Genomic DNA, 18,835 nt, shown 5'->3' on the forward strand with positions numbered 1-18,835 from the left:
CTCATGTACATGAGTGACGAGGAGAAGAATGCCCGACTCCTGTATATGAGTCAACCCGTGGCGAGAGGAATCTCGCCACGGGTTGAGGAAGTTGATCGTGAGTCAGTCGTCCGCGGGGAAGCGATAGTCCAGAACGAACTGATCGGCGGCCATGACGGTGTCGCACACTTCCACCACGCGTCCATCGGTGGTGATGGCCTCACGAACGAGATGGATCACCGGCGCACCAGGGCTCAATGAGAGCGCTTTGGCCTCGGGCTTGGTCGCGAGCCTGGCCCGGACGGACTCGGTGAACTCGGCGAGGGGGTGGCCGTGCTCTTCGAGGCGGGCGTAGATGCCGCCGCCACCGGGGTTCTCGGCGAAGACCTCAGGGATGTCCTTGACCACATCCCAGGGCAGGTATGACGTAGCTTCCTCGGTGGGTACCCCGTCGCGGAAGTACCGGCGCTTGCGGGCCAGCACCTGGGCGCCGGCGGGAAGACCCAAGCGACCCGCGATCTCAGGAGACGCTGCGGTGGGGCCTACGAACAGCACGGTCACGGATGGGACGCCGCCGGAGGTCTCCGTCTCTGCAAGGTACGCCGCCTTGCCGGCCTTGCGGTGGGCGCGGCGGAACCGGTCCGCAGACTTCCGCTGTACCGGCGGGCGCGAGCGGACGAATGATCCTCGACCGTGATGCGTCTCGATGAGCTGAGACGTTCGGAGTTCGGCGATGGCCTTGCGAACCGTCCCGGACGCGACTCCGTACCGCTGTATGAGCTCCGCCTCGCTGGGCACGGTGGCGCCGGGAGCGAGAGCGCCCGACTTGATTTGTGCGGCGAGATCAGCCGCGATCTGCAGGTACTTCGCTGTGGCCGACGAGGCCACCTCACCACTCGCCATAGTCCTTCAGGGCTCCTATCCTCCTGCACATGAGTAACAGCGTCGGGAAGTCCCAGTCAACGCCGCTCCACTCGGTGTCCGTCGCGGGGGTGGTGGTGCGCGAGGACGGCCGGGTCCTGGCGATTCGGCGGGCTGACAACGGGACCTGGGAAGCCCCGGGTGGTGTGCTGGAGCCGGACGAGGCCGTCGAGGACGGCGTGCGCCGCGAGGTCTACGAGGAGACCGGGGTCAAGGTCGGCGTGGACAGGCTGACCGGCGTCTACAAGAACGTGACCCGGGGGATCGTCGCCCTCGTCTTTCGCTGCCGACTGGAGGGCGGGGCGGAGCGACTCTCGGACGAGGCGGTCGAAGTCGCTTGGCTCACACCGGCCGAGGTCTCCGAGTGCATGGGCGAGGTTTATGCCGTACGGGTCCTGGACGCGCTTCGGGACCACACGGCACCGAGTATCCGGACCCACGACGGGCGGCACCTGCTCTGACAGCACGGCGAAGGCCCCCATCGGTTGCGATGGGGGCCTTCTGCGTGGCTCAAGCTGCGGCGGGCTCCGGCGTCCGTGGGGCCGGGGCGGCGGCGGTCTCCTCGGCCGGGCGGGTGCGCAGGGCGAGGGGGATGCGGAGGGTGGCGATCCAGGTCAGGGCGGCGAGGAACATGTGCAGGCCGACCATCAGCTCGGGGGCGTCGGTGAAGTACTGGACGAAGCCGAGTACGCCCTGGAGCAGGAGGATCGCGAGCAGTTCCTTGGCGCGGGCCCGGGCCGGCTGCGGGGCCTTGACGGCCGCGAAGACGAAGATCACCGCGATGGCCAGGCCGACCGAGACGAAGGCCAGGTCGGCGTGGGCCTGCGCCAGGCGGTCGTAGTCGATCGGGATGCGCGGGACGATCTTGTTGTCCCGGGGGGTGCCCGGGTGGTGGCCGGCGCCGGTCACCAGGGTGCCGGCGGCGACCAGCAGGCCGATGACGGTGACCAGGACGTAGGAGAGCTGGTGGATCGGGCGGGCCACCGAGAGCTTCGGCGGGCCGTCCCCTTCCTTCGCCCGCTCCCACATCAGCAGCGCCACCCAGACCAGGGCCATCGCGGCGATCATGTGCAGGGCCACGGTGTACGGGTTGAGGCCGGTCAGCACGGTGATGCCGCCGAGCACGGCGTTGCTCATCACCAGCCAGAACTGTGCCCAGCCGAGCTTGGTCATGCTGTGCCGCCACGGCCGGTGGCAGCGAGCGGCCAGGATCGCCCAGCCGACCGCGGCGCTCAGCACGTAGGTGAGCATCCGGTTGGTGAACTCGACCACGCCGTAGTAGCCCATCTCGGGCGTCGGGATCAGGCTTTCCGGCGTGCAGCGCGGCCACGTCGAACAGCCGAGGCCGGAGGCGGTGAGCCGGACGGCGCCGCCGGTGACGACGATCACCACGCTCATCACCAGCGCGGCGAACGTGGCGCGGCGGACCATCGCGGCGGAGGGCTGCCAGCGCTCGGCGAGCCAGGAGAAGGGGTTAGGCACGGGGTCAATCGTAGGCGGCCTTACAGGCGATCTTGCGGCGGGGCGCGGCGCCGCGGGGCGCCGGGCGGGCGGACCGCAAAGCGGACTGTTCGGGCAAGGCGGTCATTGGTCTTGACCAATCACCGGTTTGGCCGAAAGAGTGCGGATTGGTCCATACCTTTTTTCGGGCCTCTCCCACTCCTCCCGCACGTAAGCGGAGATCCTGCACATGCGCATATCCACTTCCGCCGCCGCGCTCGCCGTCGGTGGCTCTCTCGCACTGGCCGGCCTCATCGCGCCGGCCGCCCAGGCCGTCGGCGCCGATCAGGAGTGCCGCGGTCTCGGGGTCGCCAACCTCTACGGCGAGTTCATCGAGGGCGACGACACCCACACGCCCGACGCCGAGGGTGCGGTCGCGGTCGGTGGCAACGCCGACTTCACCGGCGGCTTCTCGGTCGGCCAGGAGCTCACCGCGGCCCAGGTCGACGCGCTGCCCGGGAAGAACGCCCTGGTCGTGGCCGGCAAGATCACCGGCCACAACACCCAGGTGATGAAGGGCAACGGCGTCTTCGGCTCCAAGGCCGACGGCGCGGTGGTCCAGGCCCACCAGGGCACCGTCGGGCAGGGCCCCTCGCCGATCGACTTCAAGGCCGAGTTCGCCAAGCTGCGCGCCGCCGCGGCCTCGCTGGCCGTCGTGCCGCAGACCGCCGGCGCCGGCGTCCAGGCCGAGGGCGCCAAGCTGACCCTCACCGGCGGGGACGCGAAGTACAACAGCTTCACCGTCGAGGCGGCGAAGCTGCAGGGCGCCAAGGACGTCTTCCTCAAGGTGCCGGCCGGCTCGGTGACGGTGGTCAACGTGACCGGCGGCTCGTACGACATGGCGGCGGCCGGGACCACCGGCTTCCACCTGTGGGACGAGGGCAGGAAGGCCTTCGTGCTGGACGACAAGCTGCAGAGCGCCGCGGGCGGGGCGGTCCGGGCCAAGCTGCTCTGGAACTTCCCGACCGCCACCAAGGTGGTCAAGAACAGCCAGGCCGCCTGGGCGGGCACCGTGCTCGCGCCGAACGCCGCCTTCGACCTCGGCAGCGGCGGGCCGGTCAACGGCTCGGTGATCGCCGCCTCGCTGACCGGCAAGGGCGGTGCGGAGACGCACCACTACCCCTTCACCGGCTGCCTGCCGGGCACCACCGTCCCGACGCCGTCCGGCACGCCGACGGTGCCGCCGACCGTACCGCCCACGGGGCCGACCGGCTCGCCGTCGGGCACGCCGAGCGCGTCGGCCTCCCCGAGCGGTTCGGTGAGCCCCTCGGGCAGCCCGTCCGTTCCGGCGACCGGCAAGCCCGGCCCGAGCGGCTCGGCCAGCCCGTCGGCCGGTGCCTCGACAGCCGCTCCGGCGGCTCCGGGCGGCCCGTCCGCCTCGCCGGACGCGGGCGGCAACCTGGCGCACACCGGCTCCGGTCCGGTGCTGCCGCTGGCGATCGGCGGTGCGGTGGTGCTGGCGGCCGGCGGCGCGATCGTGGTGGCCGCCCGGCGCAGGGCGGCGAAGAGGGCCTGAAACCGCTGAACCGGCGGTGACGGCCCGGAAGGGTCGAGCCGCCGGGAAGGCCGGAAAGGCCGGAATGGTCCGGATGTTCGTCGGCTGACCGAATCGGCGCCCCTGGTGATTGAACCCGATCACCAGGGGCGCCGTTCTGTCTTGAAGGTGACGAAGTTCATTCACGTTTGCCGAATCCACGTTCTGCGAGGTGACGGCTGTGATGGGCTGGTCATGCACATCGGAAAGACGGACGGACCGTCGATATCCGGTCGTGCGGCGGGGTGTGGCGGGGTGCGGGAGTGCCGGTAGAGTCCCCCGGACAGTCGTAGCGGGCCACCGCGAACCACTCAACACGCCTGCTGCACAGGACCGTTCGGAGGGGAAAAAGGTAATGGCACGACAGCAGCGGCACTTCGCGATCGGTGCGACGGCACTCGCCGGCACGGCTGCGGCCGGTTTTCTACTGCCCCTGGCACTGGCCACCAACGCCTCGGCGCACGTGCCGAGTTGGACGGTGACCTGCGACAAGATCGTGATCGATCTGATCAACTACAGCCCCAAGGCCGACGTGAAGAACACCGTCAGCCTCACCATCGACGGCGAGAAGGTCCTGGACGCCAAGGCCTTCCCCGCGGAGTTCCACGGCTCCTTCCCGGTGAAGGACCACAACGGCCCGATCAAGGCGAACCTGGTGGTCACCACCACGGAGAACCCGAACGAGAAGGGCTGGAACATCAACGAGACCAAGACCATCGAGCCGTGCCACACGCCGACTCCGACTCCGACCCCGACCCCGACCAAGACCCCGACGCCCACCCCCACGCCCACCCCCACCAAGACGCCGACGCCGACCCCGACGCCGACCGTGACCCCGTCCACCCCGCCGGTCACGCCCCCGGCCACCCCGACCCCGTCGGCCACCCCCACCCCGAGCAAGTCCCCGACCCCGTCGCCCACCAGCAGCGCCCCGGCGCTCGCCCAGACCGGTAGCAGCGACGCGACCCCGATGATCGCGGCGGCCGGCGGCGGCGTGCTGCTGGTCGGCGGCGCGCTCGTGCTGCTCGCCCGCAAGCGCCGCGGCGGCAGCGCGAGCTGACGCTCCGCGAGCCGGCAACGGCGACCGCAACCACGACGCCCCCCGGCCACCAGGTGGCCGGGGGGCGTCGTGCGCCGAGCCGCCGGTCACTCCCAGCGGAAGAAGCGGGCGGCCGCGGCCAGGCCGAGCACCGACCAGCCGGCCAGGATGCCGAGGTCCGCCCACGGCACCCCGGCGCCGTCCTGGAGCACCGACCGCAGGCCGTCCGAGAGCGCCGAGATCGGCAGCAGCTCCAGCACCGACCGGACGGCCGAGGGGAACCTGCTCAGCGGCACGATCACCCCGCCGGCGAGCAGCAGCAGGACGAACACCAGGTTGGCGCCGGCCAGGGTGGCCTCGGCCTTCAGGGTGCCGGCCATCAGCAGGCCGAGCCCGGAGAAGGCGGCGGTGCCGAGGACCAGCAGGGCGGCGACGGTCAGCGGGTCGCCGTGCGGGGACCAGCCGAGGGCCAGTGCGATCACCGACAGCAGCGCCACCTGCAGCGCCTCCGTCACCAGGACGCAGCCGGTCTTGGCGGTCAGCAGCGCCCAGCGCGGCAGCGGGCTGGCGCCGAGCCGCTTCAGCACGCCGTAGCGGCGCTCGAAGCCGGTGGCGATCGCCTGGCCGGTGAAGGCGGTGGACATCACGGCCAGCGCGAGCAGTCCGGGGGCCAGGAAGTCGACCCGCTTGCCGGGGCCCTCGACCGCGACGATGTCCACGGCGGAGAACAGCACCAGCAGCACGGTCGGGATGACCACGGTGAGCAGCAGCTGCTCACCGTTGCGCAGCAGCATCCGGGTCTCGAACGCGGTCTGGGCGAGCAGCATCCGGCCGACGGGCGCGGCGCCCGGCCGGGGGGAGTAGTCCGTACGTGTCACGAGCGCAGCTCCCGTCCGGTCAGGTCGAGGAAGACGTCCTCCAGGCTGCGGCGCTGGACGGACAGCCGTTCGGGCAGGATGCCGGAGGCCGCGCACCAGCCGGTGACGGTGGCCACCAGCCCGGGGTCGACGGGCGCCTCGACGCGGTAGCTGCCGGGCGCGGTCTCGACGGCGGTGGCGCCCTCGGGTAGTTCCTTGAGCAGCGGGCCGAGGTCGAGGCCGGGCGGGCCGTCGAAGCGCAGCGCGCCCTCGGCGCCGTCGCGACACAGCTCCTCGACGGTGCCGTCGGCGATCACCCGGCCGCGGTCGACGACGGCGACCCGGTCGGCGAGCTGCTCGGCCTCGTCCATGTGGTGGGTGGTGACGACCACGGTGACGCCGTCCCGGCGCAGGTCGCGCACCAGCTCCCAGGTGGCCCGGCGGGCCTGCGGGTCGAGGCCCGCGGTCGGCTCGTCCAGGAAGACCAGCTCGGGGCGGCCGACCACGGCCATCGCCAGGGCGAGCCGCTGCTGCTGGCCGCCGGACAGCCGCCGGTACGCGGTGCGGCCGCAGGAGCCGAGGCCGAGGCGGTCGACCAGGGCGTCCACGTCCAGCGGGTGGGCGTGCAGCCGGGCGGTGTGCCGCAGCATCTCGACGGCGCGCGCGCCCGCGTACACGCCGCCGGACTGCAGCATGACGCCGATCCGGGGCCGCAGCGCGGCGTTCTGGGCGACCGGGTCGAGACCGAGGACGCGGACGGTGCCGGCGTCGGGCCGGCGGTAGCCCTCGCAGGTCTCGATGGTGGTGGTCTTGCCGGCGCCGTTGGGGCCGAGGACGGCGGTGATCGCGCCGGCCGGGATGGTGAGGTCGAGGCCGTCCACCGCGACCTTGTCGCCGTAGCGTTTGACCAGCCCGGCGATCTGGACCGCGGGTTCGGAGTGCATACCGGCGAGTGTAAGAGGGCCCGACAGGACCGCCGGACGGCGGCCTGGATGATCGTTTTCCCAGTTCAGGTAAGGCTTACCTGCGTGATCGATGCCACCGATGAGGCATGGGTCACGGCTTGTCCCCGCGGAAGGAATTACGCAACACTGGTGTTGTGAAAAACATGCGCGAGCACGCCCAGCAGCAGGAGGTCGAGTCGGCCTCCTCCTGCGACGTGCCCGTGACGGCGGCCGAGGTGCTGCTGGACGGCCACCGGGCCACCCGGGACCGGGTCGCCCGGTCGATCCTGGACCACGGCCCGTCCTCCGCCGCCGATCTGGCGAGCCGGCTCGGCCTCACCGCCGCGGCCGTCCGCCGCCACCTCGACGGGCTCGCCGCCAGCGGCCTGGTCGAGTCCCGCGACCAGCGGGTCTACGGCAGCCGCGGCCGGGGCCGTCCGGCCAAGGTCTTCGCGCTCACCGACGCCGGCCGGGACGCCTTCTACCAGGCGTACGACCAGCTCGCCGCCGACGCGCTGCGCTGGATCGCGGACTCGGTGGGCGGCGGCAAGGCGGGCGAGGAGGCGGTCGCCGCCTTCGCCCGCGCCCGGTTCGGCAAGCAGGCCGAGAAGTACCTGGAGGCCCTGCGCCTGGCCGCCGCCGGCGAGCGCACCGAGGCGCTCGCGCAGGCGCTGAGCGCGGACGGGTACGCTGCCACGGTGCGGCGTGTCCCGTCGGCCGCGGCCAAGGCCCCGGCGGGCGCCCAGCTCTGCCAGCACCACTGCCCGGTCGCGCACATCGCCGAGCAGTTCCCCCAGCTCTGCGAGGCGGAGACCGAGGTCTTCTCCCAGCTCCTGGGCACCCATGTGCAACGGCTGGCCACGATCGCCCACGGCGACGGGGTCTGCACCACCTATGTGCCGGCACCCGGTGCCGCATCGTCGTCCGCCCGGCTGCCTTCGGGCCGCGGCTCCGATGCGGTGCCGACTGCCAGCACGTCGGAAAATTCCGCGTCCACCGAAGATTCTGCGTCCGCGCGTTAGGAAGCTCGCATGACTGACACCGTTTCGCACCCCGAGCTCGAGGGCCTGGGCAATTACGAGTACGGCTGGGCCGACCCGGACACCGCCGGTGCGGCGGCCAAGCGCGGGCTCAGCGAGGAGGTCGTCCGCGACATCTCCGCGAAGAAGAACGAGTCCGAGTGGATGCTCAACCTGCGTCTCAAGGGCCTGAAGCTGTTCGGCAAGAAGCCCATGCCGACCTGGGGCTCGGACCTCACCGGCATCGACTTCGACAACATCAAGTACTTCGTCCGCTCCACCGAGAAGCAGGCCGAGTCCTGGGAGGACCTGCCGGCGGACATCAAGGCGACGTACGACAAGCTCGGCATCCCGGAGGCGGAGAAGCAGCGCCTGGTCGCCGGCGTCGCCGCCCAGTACGAGTCCGAGGTCGTCTACCACCAGATCCGCGAGGACCTGGAGGAGCAGGGCGTCATCTTCCTGGACACCGACACCGCGCTGCGCGAGCACCCGGAGCTGTTCAAGGAGTACTTCGGCACCGTGATCCCGGCCGGCGACAACAAGTTCGCCGCGCTGAACACCGCGGTGTGGTCCGGCGGCTCGTTCATCTACGTGCCGAAGGGCGTGCACGTGGACATCCCGCTCCAGGCCTACTTCCGGATCAACACCGAGAACATGGGCCAGTTCGAGCGGACGCTGATCATCGTCGACGAGGACGCCTACGTCCACTACGTCGAGGGCTGCACCGCCCCGATCTACTCCTCCGACTCGCTGCACTCGGCGGTCGTGGAGATCATCGTCAAGAAGGGCGGCCGCTGCCGCTACACGACGATCCAGAACTGGTCGAACAACGTCTACAACCTGGTCACCAAGCGCGCCGTGGCGTACGAGGGCGCGACCATGGAGTGGGTCGACGGCAACATCGGCTCCAAGGTCACCATGAAGTACCCGGCCGTCTACCTGATGGGCGAGCACGCCAAGGGCGAGACCCTGTCGATCGCCTTCGCGGGCGAGGGCCAGCACCAGGACGCCGGCGCCAAGATGGTCCACATGGCGCCGAACACCTCGTCCAACATCGTCTCCAAGTCGGTGGCGCGCGGCGGCGGCCGGACCTCCTACCGCGGCCTGATCGAGATCGGCGAGGGCTCCAAGGGCGCCAAGTCCAACGTGCTCTGCGACGCGTTGCTGGTCGACACGATCTCCCGCTCGGACACCTACCCCTACGTGGACGTCCGCGAGGACGACGTGTCCATGGGCCACGAGGCGACCGTCTCCAAGGTCAGCGAGGACCAGCTGTTCTACCTGATGAGCCGCGGCATGACGGAGTTCGAGGCGATGGCGATGATCGTCCGCGGCTTCGTCGAGCCGATCGCGCGCGAGCTGCCGATGGAGTACGCGCTGGAGCTCAACCGGCTGATCGAGCTGCAGATGGAGGGCGCGGTCGGCTGACGACCGGCCGGACCCCGCCCACCGACTTTCGAGTTTTCGAGGAAGAGAGCACCACGACAGCCATGGCTGACGTTCAGAACACCACCGGGGCGACCACCGCCGGTTCGATCGAGGTCGGCACCGCCGGCGCGGGCGCGCAGCTCGCCGGCCCCGGCACCGGCCGGACCACCGTCCAGCAGCCGATCGACGCGCGCGTCGCGGTCAAGCCGTCCTTCGACGTGAACGACTTCCCGGTGCCCACCGGCCGCGAGGAGGACTGGCGGTTCACCCCGCTGCACCGCCTCGCCGGGCTGCACGACGGCACGGCCGCCGACGGCGAGCGGGGCGAGGACAAGGTCGAGTTCGCGCTGCCGGACGGCGTCACCGCCGAGACCGTCGGCCGGGACGACGCCCGGCTCGGCAAGGCCGGCAAGCCGGTCGACCGGGTCGCCGCGCAGGCGTTCAGCGGCTTCGAGCAGGCGCTCGTGGTGACCGTCCCCCAGGACGCGGTGCTGACCGAGCCGGTCCGGATCGACGTGCGCGCCGGGGGCGGGGTCCGCTTCGCCCACGTGGTGATCGACGTCAAGCCGTTCGCCGAGGCCGTCGTGGTGCTCAACCACGAGGGCACCGGCACCCGGGCCGCCAACGTCGAACTGCTGGTCGGCGACGGCGCCAAGCTGACCTTCGTCTCGGTGCAGGACTGGGAGCGGGACGCCGTCCACGTCGCCCAGCACAACGCGCTGGTCGGCCGGGACGCCACGTTCAAGTCCGTGGTCGTGACCTTCGGCGGCGACCTGGTCCGCCTGCACCCGCGGGTCAACTACACGGGCCCCGGTGGCGAGGCCGAGCTGTTCGGCCTGTACTTCGCCGACGCGGGCCAGCACCTGGAGCACCGCCTGGTCGTCGACCACGACACCCCGCACTGCCGCTCCAACGTCGCGTACAAGGGCGCCCTCCAGGGCCAGGACGCGCACGCGGTCTGGGTCGGCGACGTGCTGATCCGCGCCGCCGCGCTCGGCACCGACACCTACGAGCTCAACCGCAACCTGGTGCTCACCGACGGCGCGCGGGTCGACTCGATCCCGAACCTGGAGATCGAGACCGGCGAGATCGTCGGCGCCGGCCACGCCTCGGCGACCGGCCGCTTCGACGACGAGCAGCTGTTCTACCTGATGGCCCGCGGCATCCCGGCCGACGAGGCCCGCCGCCTGGTGGTGCGCGGCTTCTTCGCCGAGCTGCTCCAGCAGATCGGCGTGGCCGAGGTCCAGGACCAGCTCATGGAGAAGATCGACGCCGAGCTGGAATCGGCGGTCTGAGCGAGATGACCTTCCTCCGTGCCTGCGCGCTGAGCGACCTCCAGGAGGACGTTCCCAAGCGCGTGGACCTCAACGGCGTGCCGGTCTCCGTCGTCCGCACCGACGAGGGGGTGTTCGCGATCAACGACATCTGCTCGCACGCGAACGTCTCGCTCTCCGAGGGCGAGGTCGAGGACTGCATGATCGAGTGCTGGCTGCACGGCTCCAGCTTCGACCTGCGCACCGGCAAGCCCTCCGGCCTGCCCGCCACCAAGCCGGTCGCTGTCTACCCCGTAAAGATCGAAGGGGACGATGTGCTCGTCTCCGTCAACCAGGAGTCCTGAGTACACATGGCAACCCTTGAAATCCGCGACCTGCACGTCTCCGTGGAGGCCGAGAACGGCCCGCGCGAGATCCTGAAGGGCGTCGACCTGACCGTGAAGCAGGGCGAGACCCACGCCATCATGGGTCCGAACGGCTCCGGCAAGTCCACCCTGGCCTACTCGCTGGCCGGCCACCCGAAGTACACCGTCACCGGCGGCTCGGTGCTGCTGGACGGCGAGGACGTCCTGGAGATGTCCGTCGACGAGCGCGCCAAGGCCGGCGTCTTCCTGGCCATGCAGTACCCGGTCGAGGTCCCGGGCGTCTCGGTCAGCAACTTCCTGCGCACCGCCGCCACCGCCGTCCGCGGCGAGGCCCCCAAGCTGCGGCTGTGGGTCAAGGAGGTCAAGGAGGCGATGGCCGCCCTGCAGATGGACCCGGCCTTCGCCGAGCGCAACGTCAACGAGGGCTTCTCCGGCGGTGAGAAGAAGCGCCACGAGATCCTCCAGCTGGAGCTCCTCAAGCCGAAGATCGCGATCCTCGACGAGACCGACTCCGGTCTGGACGTCGACGCGCTGCGGATCGTCTCCGAGGGCATCAACCGGGTCCGCTCGACCGGCGAGGTCGGCACCCTGCTGGTGACCCACTACACCCGCATCCTGCGGTACATCAAGCCCGACCACGTCCACGTCTTCGCGGGCGGCCGCATCGTCGAGTCCGGCGGCGCCGAGCTGGCCGACAAGCTGGAGAACGAGGGCTACGAGGCGTACGTGAAGGGGGGCGCGTCCGAGTGACGCATCCGTTTACGGGTCATAGCGGCCTCCTCGACACCGACGCGATCCGCAAGGACTTCCCGGTCCTCCAGCGACTGCTGCACGACGAGAAGCCGCTGGTCTACCTGGACAACGCGGCCACCTCGCAGAAGCCGCGCCAGGTGCTGGAGGCCCTGAACGCCTACTACGAGCGGCACAACGCCAACGTCCACCGCGGCGTGCACGTGCTCGCCGAGGAGGCCACGGCACTGTACGAGGGCGCCCGCGACAAGGTCGCGGCGTTCATCAACGCGCCGAGCCGCAACGAGGTGATCTTCACCAAGAACGCCTCGGAGTCGCTCAACCTCGTCGCCAACATGCTCGGCTGGGCCGACGAGCCCTACCGGGTGGACGCCGACTCCGAGATCGTCATCACGGAGATGGAGCACCACTCCAACATCGTCCCGTGGCAGCTGCTCTCGCAGCGCACCGGTGCGAAGCTCAAGTGGTTCGGGCTGACCGACGAGGGCCGGCTCGACCTGTCGAACATCGACGAGCTGATCACCGAGCGGACCAAGGTGGTCTCCGTCACCCTGGTCTCCAACCTGCTGGGCACGGTCAACCCGGTCGAGACCATCGTCCGCAAGGCCCAGTCGGTCGGCGCGCTGGTCGTCGTCGACGCCTCGCAGGCCGCCCCGCACATGGTGCTGGACGTGCAGGCGCTGGAGGCCGACTTCGTCGCCTTCACCGGCCACAAGATGCTGGCCCCGACCGGCATCGGCGTGCTCTGGGGCCGCCACGAGCTGCTGGAGGACCTCCCGCCGTTCCTCGGCGGCGGCGAGATGATCGAGACCGTCACCATGGGCTCGTCCACCTACGCCCCGGCGCCGCACAAGTTCGAGGCCGGCACCCCGCCGATCGCCCAGGCGGTCGGGCTCGGCGCGGCCGTCGACTACCTCCAGGGCATCGGCATGGAGAAGATCGCGGCGCACGAGCACGCGATCACCGAGTACGCCGTCGAGCGGCTGCTGGAGGTCCCGGACCTGCGGATCATCGGCCCGCGCACGGCCGTGGACCGCGGTGCCGCGATCTCCTTCACCCTCGGCGACATCCACCCGCACGACGTGGGCCAGGTGCTGGACGAGCAGGGCATCGCCGTGCGCGTCGGCCACCACTGCGCGCGGCCGGTCTGCCTGCGGTACGGAATTCCGGCGACCACGCGGGCGTCGTTCTATCTGTACTCGACGCCGGGCGAGGTCGACGCGCTGATCGACGGCCTGCACCACGTCCGGAACTTCTTCGGCTGACGGGACGGGGCAGGACGACCATGAAGCTCGACTCGATGTACCAGGACATCATCCTGGACCACTACCGCAACCCGCACGGCAAGGGGCTGCGGGACGGCGACGCCGAGGTGCACCACGTCAACCCGACGTGCGGCGACGAGATCACCCTGCGGGTGAAGCTCGACGGCGCGACGGTGGCCGACGTCTCGTACGAGTCCCAGGGCTGCTCGATCAGCCAGGCGAGCGCCTCGGTGCTCAACGACCTGGTCGTCGGCAAGAGCGTGGGCGAGGCGCAGGCCGTCCAGGAGGCCTTCCTGGAGCTGATGCAGAGCAAGGGCCAGGGCGAGGGCGACGAGGAGGTGCTGGAGGACGCGGTCGCGTTCGCCGGCGTCTCCAAGTACCCGGCACGGGTCAAGTGCGCCCTGCTCAGCTGGATGGCCTGGAAGGACGCCACCGCCCAGGCGCTCGCCCAGAACCCCACCGCGAACGACTGAACCCGCAGAGGAGGACAAGACCATGAGTGACGAGAGCACCACCACCGGCGCCGCCACCACCGGTGCCACCGGCGCCGAGGCCTCCGCTGCGGAGGGGCAGCAGCCCGGCATGATCGTCGGCACCACCGCCGGCACGGTCTCGGTCGAGGACCTGACCGAGGCCCTGATGGACGTCGTCGACCCCGAACTGGGCATCGACGTCGTCAACCTGGGCCTGATCTACGGCATCCACATCGACGAGTCCGACGTGGCCACCATCGACATGACGCTCACGTCGGCGGCCTGCCCGCTGACCGACGTCATCGAGGACCAGGCCAAGACCGCCACCGACGGCCTGGTGCAGGACCTGCGCATCAACTGGGTCTGGATGCCGCCGTGGGGCCCGGACAAGATCACCGACGACGGCCGCGACCAGCTCCGGGCGCTGGGCTTCAACGTCTGAGGTCTTCCGCCGTCAACGCCGCTGCCGCGCGAACCCACGGGGTCGCGCGGCAGCGGCGTTTCCGGGCTGCTCCTTCGCCCACCGCAGGGTGAACACCCGTGCGTGATCTGGTGTGTTGGGTAGGTCCACCGCCGTTCCCCACCATCCACCCCCCACCCGCCTGCCGGCGGGTGCCCGCCCCGGGCCCGGCCGCGTGCCGCCCGGCCGGGCGGCACGCGGCGCTGGTGGAGCCGGGTGACGTACCCGCCGGGGCCCGTCGGACCGGCAGGACAGCGTCTCTCAGGTGGCGTAGGAGTCCCCGATACGGGCCATGCGATAGCCGCAGCTTGCGCACTTCAGCTTGCCCGGCTTCATGGCGTCGATGAGGAGGACCCGCTTCTCAGCACGGTGGCAGTGCGCTGGGCTGCCGTCTCGAAGCCGAAGGAAACACAAGGGGTCGTGGAGGCCGTGGCTGAACTGCGAGCCGCAGAAGCACAGTTGGACCGATTCCACGCCGACGATGCGGAAGGCTTCTACTCCGGAGCCTCCGCGGAGTGTCGCACACCCCTCCACGGTTGGTGGTCTGAGCGCCCCGTCTCCCTTCGCCCATGCACCACGGGCCCCGCGCTACCGGGGCTGCCGCCGGAGTCGTGCGGTGAAGGGGTCGCGTCGCTTACGAGTAGCCGTAGCCGGTAGGGGCGTGGACGATGCGGCCGCGGATAGCGAATCCCGCTATCGCGGGATTGACTTAGCGAAAGCTGCTAAGTCAGCTTCTAGCTTCTTACGGAGCTTTGGAAGCGGCTGACTCTCTGCCGGGACATCGACGCGTGACATTGCGTGTGCCGTGGCAGCCACAAGGATTGCGGAGCCCTTCATCCGCTGGAAGATTTCACCAGCCCCCAAGGGGGCGAACAGCATGATGTCGGGCTCATGTTCCTCGAAGAAAGTCGAAGCCGCATTTTGTGCATATGAGATGTGTGAAAGGGTGACTTTAGCTCTTTCTGGCCTGAGGATCGGAGTGCTCGGAATGGCCTCAATGAGGATCTTTGTAAGCCGGTAAAGCTCACGGTAGATGGAACCCATTCGGCCACTTGGCCGGGCTTGGCGCACGTGGATCCCGCCGTTGATCATTCCAGCCTGAACGGCGAAATCAACATCGCTGCCGTTGATCTGATTCTCGATCATGTTCCTCCCGCCCTGTCTGCAACAGGGTAGGGCGGGTCACTCGGTTGGTCTAACCCGCGCGCCTCGGAGTACGCCGAATGGCGGGATGTGCGGTCGTTGGTGGATCACGGGTCACGGATTACGTAGTCCGTGGCTCAGGGGAGGGAGAGGAAGTCATGCGCACGCGGTGCCTTGACTGTAGGGGGTGGGCTACCAGCGGCGGCCGGTGCGACGAGCACCGTCGGGCCTACGAGGCTGGCCGTACCGGGCAGTCCCACCGGAAGCGCAAGGCGGCTATCTCTGCCGATGCCAATGCCGCGGCTCGTCTACGGAAGGCCGGGTGCAGCGACTCCGCGTGTGGTGGTCGCTACCAAGTTCTGTACGGATGCCCACGGGAAAGCCGCCGCACGGGCCCGCAAGGCCACGGAAGCGGTCACAAGAAGCCGCCCAACGCCCACAGGGCCTACGGGGGACCGCTACCCGGCACTCCGGGCCATCTGGGACGCCGTGGCCGCCCAGGTCGCTACCGAAGGCGTCATGGTGGCCGGCTCTTCCGGCGTACCGGTCGCACACCCGCTGCTGCGCTTCCTGGGGCAGCTCGACACCTCGCTGTCGGCACACGAGCGGGCCAGCGAGGCAGCCAGCGAAGCCGACCCCCATCGCGGTGGCCCAGGCTGCCGTCCGGACTGCCATGGAGGCTTACCGCCGTGAACAATCAGGGGAAACAGGTTGGGCTGATGGATGGCGCACGTCCGGCCAAGCGGCAGCCGGATATCAGGACTTGATGAGCCGTGTGTCGAAGCCGGCGCGGCTGAGCCGGTCGTAAGCGGCATGGACTTCCTCCGGGACCTCCTGCTCGACGGCGAACCCGAGCTTCGGGTACTCGACCACCCGCTGCATGTCTCCGACGAGCATGTCGATGACGTGTTTCTCGCTCCCGATGACCTTCACGTAGTCGTTGAACTCCAGCGGTACCGAGGAGCAGATCACCTCAACGTCCGGCCACAGCTTGCGGCAGGTGGCGAACGCGCGCCTCTCCATGTACGGCATGGCGATCAGCATCACGGACCGGACCTCACGGCCGGCCGAGGCCAGCACCTCACGTGAGAGGCTGATGTTCTGTCCGGTGTTCGTGGCGTTCGGCTCCAGCAGGATCGCGGACTCCGGGACGCCGAGCTCAAGGGCGTGCTCGCGAAAGTGCACCGCCTCGCCCCGGGGGAACCGCTCCGGATGGATGGGATTGGGACCACCGGTGAAGACCAGAGTCGGAAAGAGACCCTGGTGGTACAGCTCGGCCGCGTAGACCGGCACGCCGAGATCGTGACTGCCGAGACCGATCGCGGCATCGCAAGGCCGTGCTTCGTGGTGCATCTGGTGGTAGTCCCAGATGGTCTGAGCATCCCGCCACTGCTCATCCGTGATCACAAGCTGAATGTCCGCCACCCGCATACTCCTTGATCACCGGCGTCCCAGAGCAGGCCGGCGGCCGTAGTCCCGCCGGATACCGTCGATGCTCTGTAGTCGGTGACTCATACCGTACTTTGCGGCCAGTCCGGCAGCCGCGGCGAGAACGGCGAGCCCGTTCGTGGCGGTAGCCGGATCGGACAGGAGGATGTGCCCGTGCGCAGTGTCGAGGCGGACCCGCTGCATAGGCGAGTCGAGCGCGCTCGTTGAGCGGGCGATGTCGATGAAGTGCAGTGCTCCGGACAGGTCGCCGGCTCCGCGGTGCGCCAGAGCGAGCTTCTGTTGGGCGATCAACCAGTCCTTGACCTCGGACAGGTTCTCGAAGTCCCGGCTGGCGGCCCGCATGACGGAGGCAGCGTAGTCATGGTTCCCGTTCTTGCTGAGTGCGGTCCCGACCCACATGCGCGCCCTGGCCCGATCCCGGAGGCTGAGCCGGTCATCCATGGCCAGCTGTTCGTACTGACCGGCTGCGCTGTCGTGCTGCCGCGCGAACCTGCGGGTTCGCGCGGCAGCGGCGTTTCCGCGCTTCGGGCGGGTGGACACCCGTCGTGATCCGGTGTGTTGGGTAGGTCCACCGCCATTCCCCACCATCCACCCCCCTCCCGCCTGCCGGCGGGTGCCCCCCTGGCCGCGCGCCGCCCGGCCAGGCGGCGCGCGGCGCTGATGGAGCAGGGTCACGCGCCTGTCGGAGCCTCTGAGGACCGGTGGTACAGCGTGTCTCAGGCGGCGACGCGCGCAGGTCGGACCCCGGTCATCGCGGAGCGCAGAGCAGCTCGGACCCGGGCGGCGCCGGCAGCTGCCACGTCCGCTCCCTGGCCGATCGTGGGGGTTCGGGCTGCCAGACCGGCGCACGGGCGGCAGATGCCCGGTCGGGGCACGGGGTCGTGGCATTTGGCGCACTCGGCGTACCGGGCCGGTGACCGTGCGGCGGACCGGGCGGGCGGCATCTTGTGCTCCAGGCGGTAGCGGAGCACGGCGGCCGCCGAGTGCATCGGGACGGGCAGGCCCGGCAGCAGGGCGTGGGCGAGGTCGGTCGGCGTGCTGCCGCGAGCCAGCCACTGGGCGACCAGGGGAGCGAGTTCGCGCGCTTCGGCCTCGCCCAGGCGCAGGCGGGGTTCGGGGCGGATCACTCGGAACAGAGTGGCCACCGCTTCCCGCACCTCTTCGGTCTCGGAGACCTCCTCCCGTCCTTCCGGATCGACGCCGTCGCGCGGACCGGCGGGGAGGGAGGATTCTTGGTGCCGGTTCTTTACAACAGGGCCGACAGTACGACCGGCGGCCGCTTCACCGGAGGCCGGAGGGGTGGCACTCGGTTGCGCGAGCTGCGGGGTGTCGTAGACGTGGGTTTCGGTGATGATCGTGCCGTCGGGCATGCGGATCTTCTCGACGCGGTAGTACCCGGCCTCGGCCAGCTCCTTCAGCGCCTTGCGGACCGCGCCGCGCCCCTGCGGGCTGGAGTCGGCCATGTGTCGACCGTCCTCTCGCCAGCCGTCGGGTCGGGAGAGCAGATCTGCGAGCAGGCCGCGGGCGGTGTAGCTCAGCCGCCGGTACTGGAGCAGGGCGTTGGACAGCACGGTGAAGTTGCGCACGTGGGCGCTACGATGGACGCGCATCGGGAGGTTGGACTCCTGTTGCCGGACCCCGGGGTGTTGGTAGCACCGCCGGGGTCGCCTGTTTTCGGTTGGATTACGGAACGTATCACGGCAATTGACGCCGAGTGAGGCCTTTGTGAAGGCGTGACCATCTGTTTGCGGTTACCTGATGGTGAGGAATTCCCCACGTTCGACCGCCTTGCGGAGGACCACGGCGATCTCCTGGGGCAGGAGGTTGAGTGCGTCGAGGGCCCCGGCGGTGAGGGGGATCTCCTGCAGGAGGTACTTGCCCCGGCCCCGCTGGCGGAACTCGGGGCCGGTGCGGTCCTCGAAGCTCCACTTCTCGATGGTGGCGAGGTAGAAGTCCTGGCGCTCGTCGGCGGTCTGGATGGTGTGGAGGAGGCTGACGATCTCGGCCTCGCCCGCGATCTCCTCGCGGACCTCGCGCAGCAAGGCTTCCTCGGGGCTGGCGTCGGTCGGCTCGACCTTGCCGCCGACGACCACCCAGTACGGGTCGATGCCGGGTCGGATGCGCTTGATCAGCAGCATGGTGTCATTCGGGGTAAGGAGGACGGCTCGGACGCGGTGCTGCACGGTGGCTGCTTCCTGTTCGTTGGCGCGGGGCGGGCCAGTGGCGGATCCAGTCGCCATCGATGTGCAACGACTGGCCGGTGATGAAGGACGCATTGGGGCCGGAGACGAAGGCGACATCCTCGGTGGCTCCGGTCAAGGAACGCCGGGGTCGTTGGCACTAGGCCGTGTCTCGTAATTGATCTTGGTGGGGGCTATTGCTCCTCGGCTCGCAGCCACAGGATCAGCGAAGCGAGGACGACGCCGGCCCGGTAG

General features: G+C 69.9%; 20 protein-coding genes. 11 read left to right on the forward strand and 9 right to left on the reverse strand.

The window, feature by feature from the left end; translation table 11 throughout:
• Nucleotides 1-102: 102 nt before the first annotated feature.
• On the reverse strand, nucleotides 103-882 hold the full coding sequence (locus tag ACFY0X_RS26130; protein WP_387758015.1) for a GntR family transcriptional regulator: 780 nt from the start codon (nucleotides 880-882) through the stop codon (nucleotides 103-105).
• Nucleotides 883-899: 17 nt separating this feature from the next.
• On the opposite strand from ACFY0X_RS26130, the gene ACFY0X_RS26135 reads away from it, so the two are divergent.
• Nucleotides 900-1,361 (forward strand): NUDIX hydrolase, encoded by a 462-nt coding sequence (locus tag ACFY0X_RS26135; protein WP_387758045.1) that lies wholly within the window; start codon nucleotides 900-902, stop codon nucleotides 1,359-1,361.
• Between the two features lie 49 nt (nucleotides 1,362-1,410).
• On the opposite strand, the gene ACFY0X_RS26140 is transcribed toward ACFY0X_RS26135, so the two are convergent.
• Nucleotides 1,411-2,331 (reverse strand): heme A synthase, encoded by a 921-nt coding sequence (locus ACFY0X_RS26140; protein ID WP_387758047.1) that lies wholly within the window; start codon nucleotides 2,329-2,331, stop codon nucleotides 1,411-1,413.
• A gap of 259 nt (nucleotides 2,332-2,590) precedes the next feature.
• Here ACFY0X_RS26140 and ACFY0X_RS26145 point away from each other — a divergent pair, with 259 nt between their 5' ends.
• Complete coding sequence (locus ACFY0X_RS26145; protein ID WP_387758017.1) at nucleotides 2,591-3,916, forward strand: choice-of-anchor A family protein; 1,326 nt, start codon at nucleotides 2,591-2,593, stop codon at nucleotides 3,914-3,916.
• 373 nt (nucleotides 3,917-4,289) lie between these two features.
• Nucleotides 4,290-4,994 (forward strand): LAETG motif-containing sortase-dependent surface protein, encoded by a 705-nt coding sequence (locus ACFY0X_RS26150; RefSeq protein WP_387758018.1) that lies wholly within the window; start codon nucleotides 4,290-4,292, stop codon nucleotides 4,992-4,994.
• 86 nt (nucleotides 4,995-5,080) lie between these two features.
• Here ACFY0X_RS26150 and ACFY0X_RS26155 read toward each other — a convergent pair whose 3' ends face one another.
• Nucleotides 5,081-5,800 (reverse strand): ABC transporter permease, encoded by a 720-nt coding sequence (locus ACFY0X_RS26155; protein ID WP_387758048.1) that lies wholly within the window; start codon nucleotides 5,798-5,800, stop codon nucleotides 5,081-5,083.
• 47 nt (nucleotides 5,801-5,847) lie between these two features.
• On the reverse strand, nucleotides 5,848-6,774 hold the full coding sequence (locus ACFY0X_RS26160; RefSeq protein ID WP_387758020.1) for an ABC transporter ATP-binding protein: 927 nt from the start codon (nucleotides 6,772-6,774) through the stop codon (nucleotides 5,848-5,850).
• 164 nt (nucleotides 6,775-6,938) lie between these two features.
• On the opposite strand from ACFY0X_RS26160, the gene ACFY0X_RS26165 reads away from it, so the two are divergent.
• The 8 genes from ACFY0X_RS26165 (at nucleotide 6,939) to ACFY0X_RS26200 (ending at nucleotide 13,790) form a co-directional block, all read left to right on the forward strand.
• On the forward strand, nucleotides 6,939-7,796 hold the full coding sequence (locus ACFY0X_RS26165) for a helix-turn-helix transcriptional regulator (RefSeq protein ID WP_387758021.1): 858 nt from the start codon (nucleotides 6,939-6,941) through the stop codon (nucleotides 7,794-7,796).
• Nucleotides 7,797-7,805: 9 nt separating this feature from the next.
• A complete protein-coding gene (gene sufB, locus ACFY0X_RS26170) occupies nucleotides 7,806-9,221 on the forward strand; it encodes a Fe-S cluster assembly protein SufB (protein WP_387758023.1) in 1,416 nt (471 codons plus the stop codon).
• A gap of 62 nt (nucleotides 9,222-9,283) precedes the next feature.
• Nucleotides 9,284-10,516 carry a Fe-S cluster assembly protein SufD gene (gene sufD, locus ACFY0X_RS26175; RefSeq protein WP_387758025.1) on the forward strand — a complete coding sequence of 411 codons (1,233 nt, stop codon included), beginning with the start codon at nucleotides 9,284-9,286 and terminating at the stop codon, nucleotides 10,514-10,516.
• A 5-nt stretch (nucleotides 10,517-10,521) separates the two neighbouring features.
• A complete protein-coding gene (locus ACFY0X_RS26180) occupies nucleotides 10,522-10,839 on the forward strand; it encodes a bifunctional 3-phenylpropionate/cinnamic acid dioxygenase ferredoxin subunit (RefSeq protein ID WP_153463212.1) in 318 nt (105 codons plus the stop codon).
• A gap of 6 nt (nucleotides 10,840-10,845) precedes the next feature.
• Entirely contained in the window at nucleotides 10,846-11,610 is a 765-nt protein-coding gene (gene sufC, locus ACFY0X_RS26185; protein ID WP_380455919.1) for a Fe-S cluster assembly ATPase SufC, read from the forward strand.
• Complete coding sequence (locus ACFY0X_RS26190) at nucleotides 11,607-12,875, forward strand: cysteine desulfurase (RefSeq protein WP_387758027.1); 1,269 nt, start codon at nucleotides 11,607-11,609, stop codon at nucleotides 12,873-12,875. The genes sufC and ACFY0X_RS26190 overlap by 4 nt, the downstream gene beginning before the upstream one ends.
• Before the next feature lie 20 nt (nucleotides 12,876-12,895).
• Entirely contained in the window at nucleotides 12,896-13,348 is a 453-nt protein-coding gene (gene sufU / locus ACFY0X_RS26195; protein WP_387758029.1) for a Fe-S cluster assembly sulfur transfer protein SufU, read from the forward strand.
• Nucleotides 13,349-13,457: 109 nt separating this feature from the next.
• A complete protein-coding gene (locus ACFY0X_RS26200; protein ID WP_078860786.1) occupies nucleotides 13,458-13,790 on the forward strand; it encodes a metal-sulfur cluster assembly factor in 333 nt (110 codons plus the stop codon).
• Between the two features lie 711 nt (nucleotides 13,791-14,501).
• On the opposite strand, the gene ACFY0X_RS26205 is transcribed toward ACFY0X_RS26200, so the two are convergent.
• The 5 genes from ACFY0X_RS26205 to ACFY0X_RS26225 all read right to left on the reverse strand — a co-directional run bounded on the left by ACFY0X_RS26205 (nucleotide 14,502) and on the right by ACFY0X_RS26225 (nucleotide 18,640).
• A complete protein-coding gene (locus tag ACFY0X_RS26205; RefSeq protein ID WP_387758030.1) occupies nucleotides 14,502-14,954 on the reverse strand; it encodes a hypothetical protein in 453 nt (150 codons plus the stop codon).
• A gap of 753 nt (nucleotides 14,955-15,707) precedes the next feature.
• The gene (locus ACFY0X_RS26210) at nucleotides 15,708-16,382 is read right to left on the reverse strand and encodes a YdcF family protein (protein WP_387758031.1); all 675 of its coding nucleotides are present in this window, start codon (nucleotides 16,380-16,382) and stop codon (nucleotides 15,708-15,710) included.
• A gap of 9 nt (nucleotides 16,383-16,391) precedes the next feature.
• Nucleotides 16,392-16,940 carry a hypothetical protein gene (locus tag ACFY0X_RS26215; RefSeq protein ID WP_387758032.1) on the reverse strand — a complete coding sequence of 183 codons (549 nt, stop codon included), beginning with the start codon at nucleotides 16,938-16,940 and terminating at the stop codon, nucleotides 16,392-16,394.
• A 176-nt stretch (nucleotides 16,941-17,116) separates the two neighbouring features.
• Entirely contained in the window at nucleotides 17,117-18,010 is an 894-nt protein-coding gene (locus ACFY0X_RS26220) for a hypothetical protein (RefSeq protein ID WP_387758033.1), read from the reverse strand.
• 141 nt (nucleotides 18,011-18,151) lie between these two features.
• Nucleotides 18,152-18,640 (reverse strand): NUDIX domain-containing protein, encoded by a 489-nt coding sequence (locus tag ACFY0X_RS26225; protein WP_387758035.1) that lies wholly within the window; start codon nucleotides 18,638-18,640, stop codon nucleotides 18,152-18,154.
• Nucleotides 18,641-18,835 lie beyond the last annotated feature (195 nt).

The sequence above is a fragment of the Kitasatospora sp. NPDC001547 genome (assembly GCF_042894165.1).
GTDB lineage: Bacteria > Actinomycetota > Actinomycetes > Streptomycetales > Streptomycetaceae > Kitasatospora.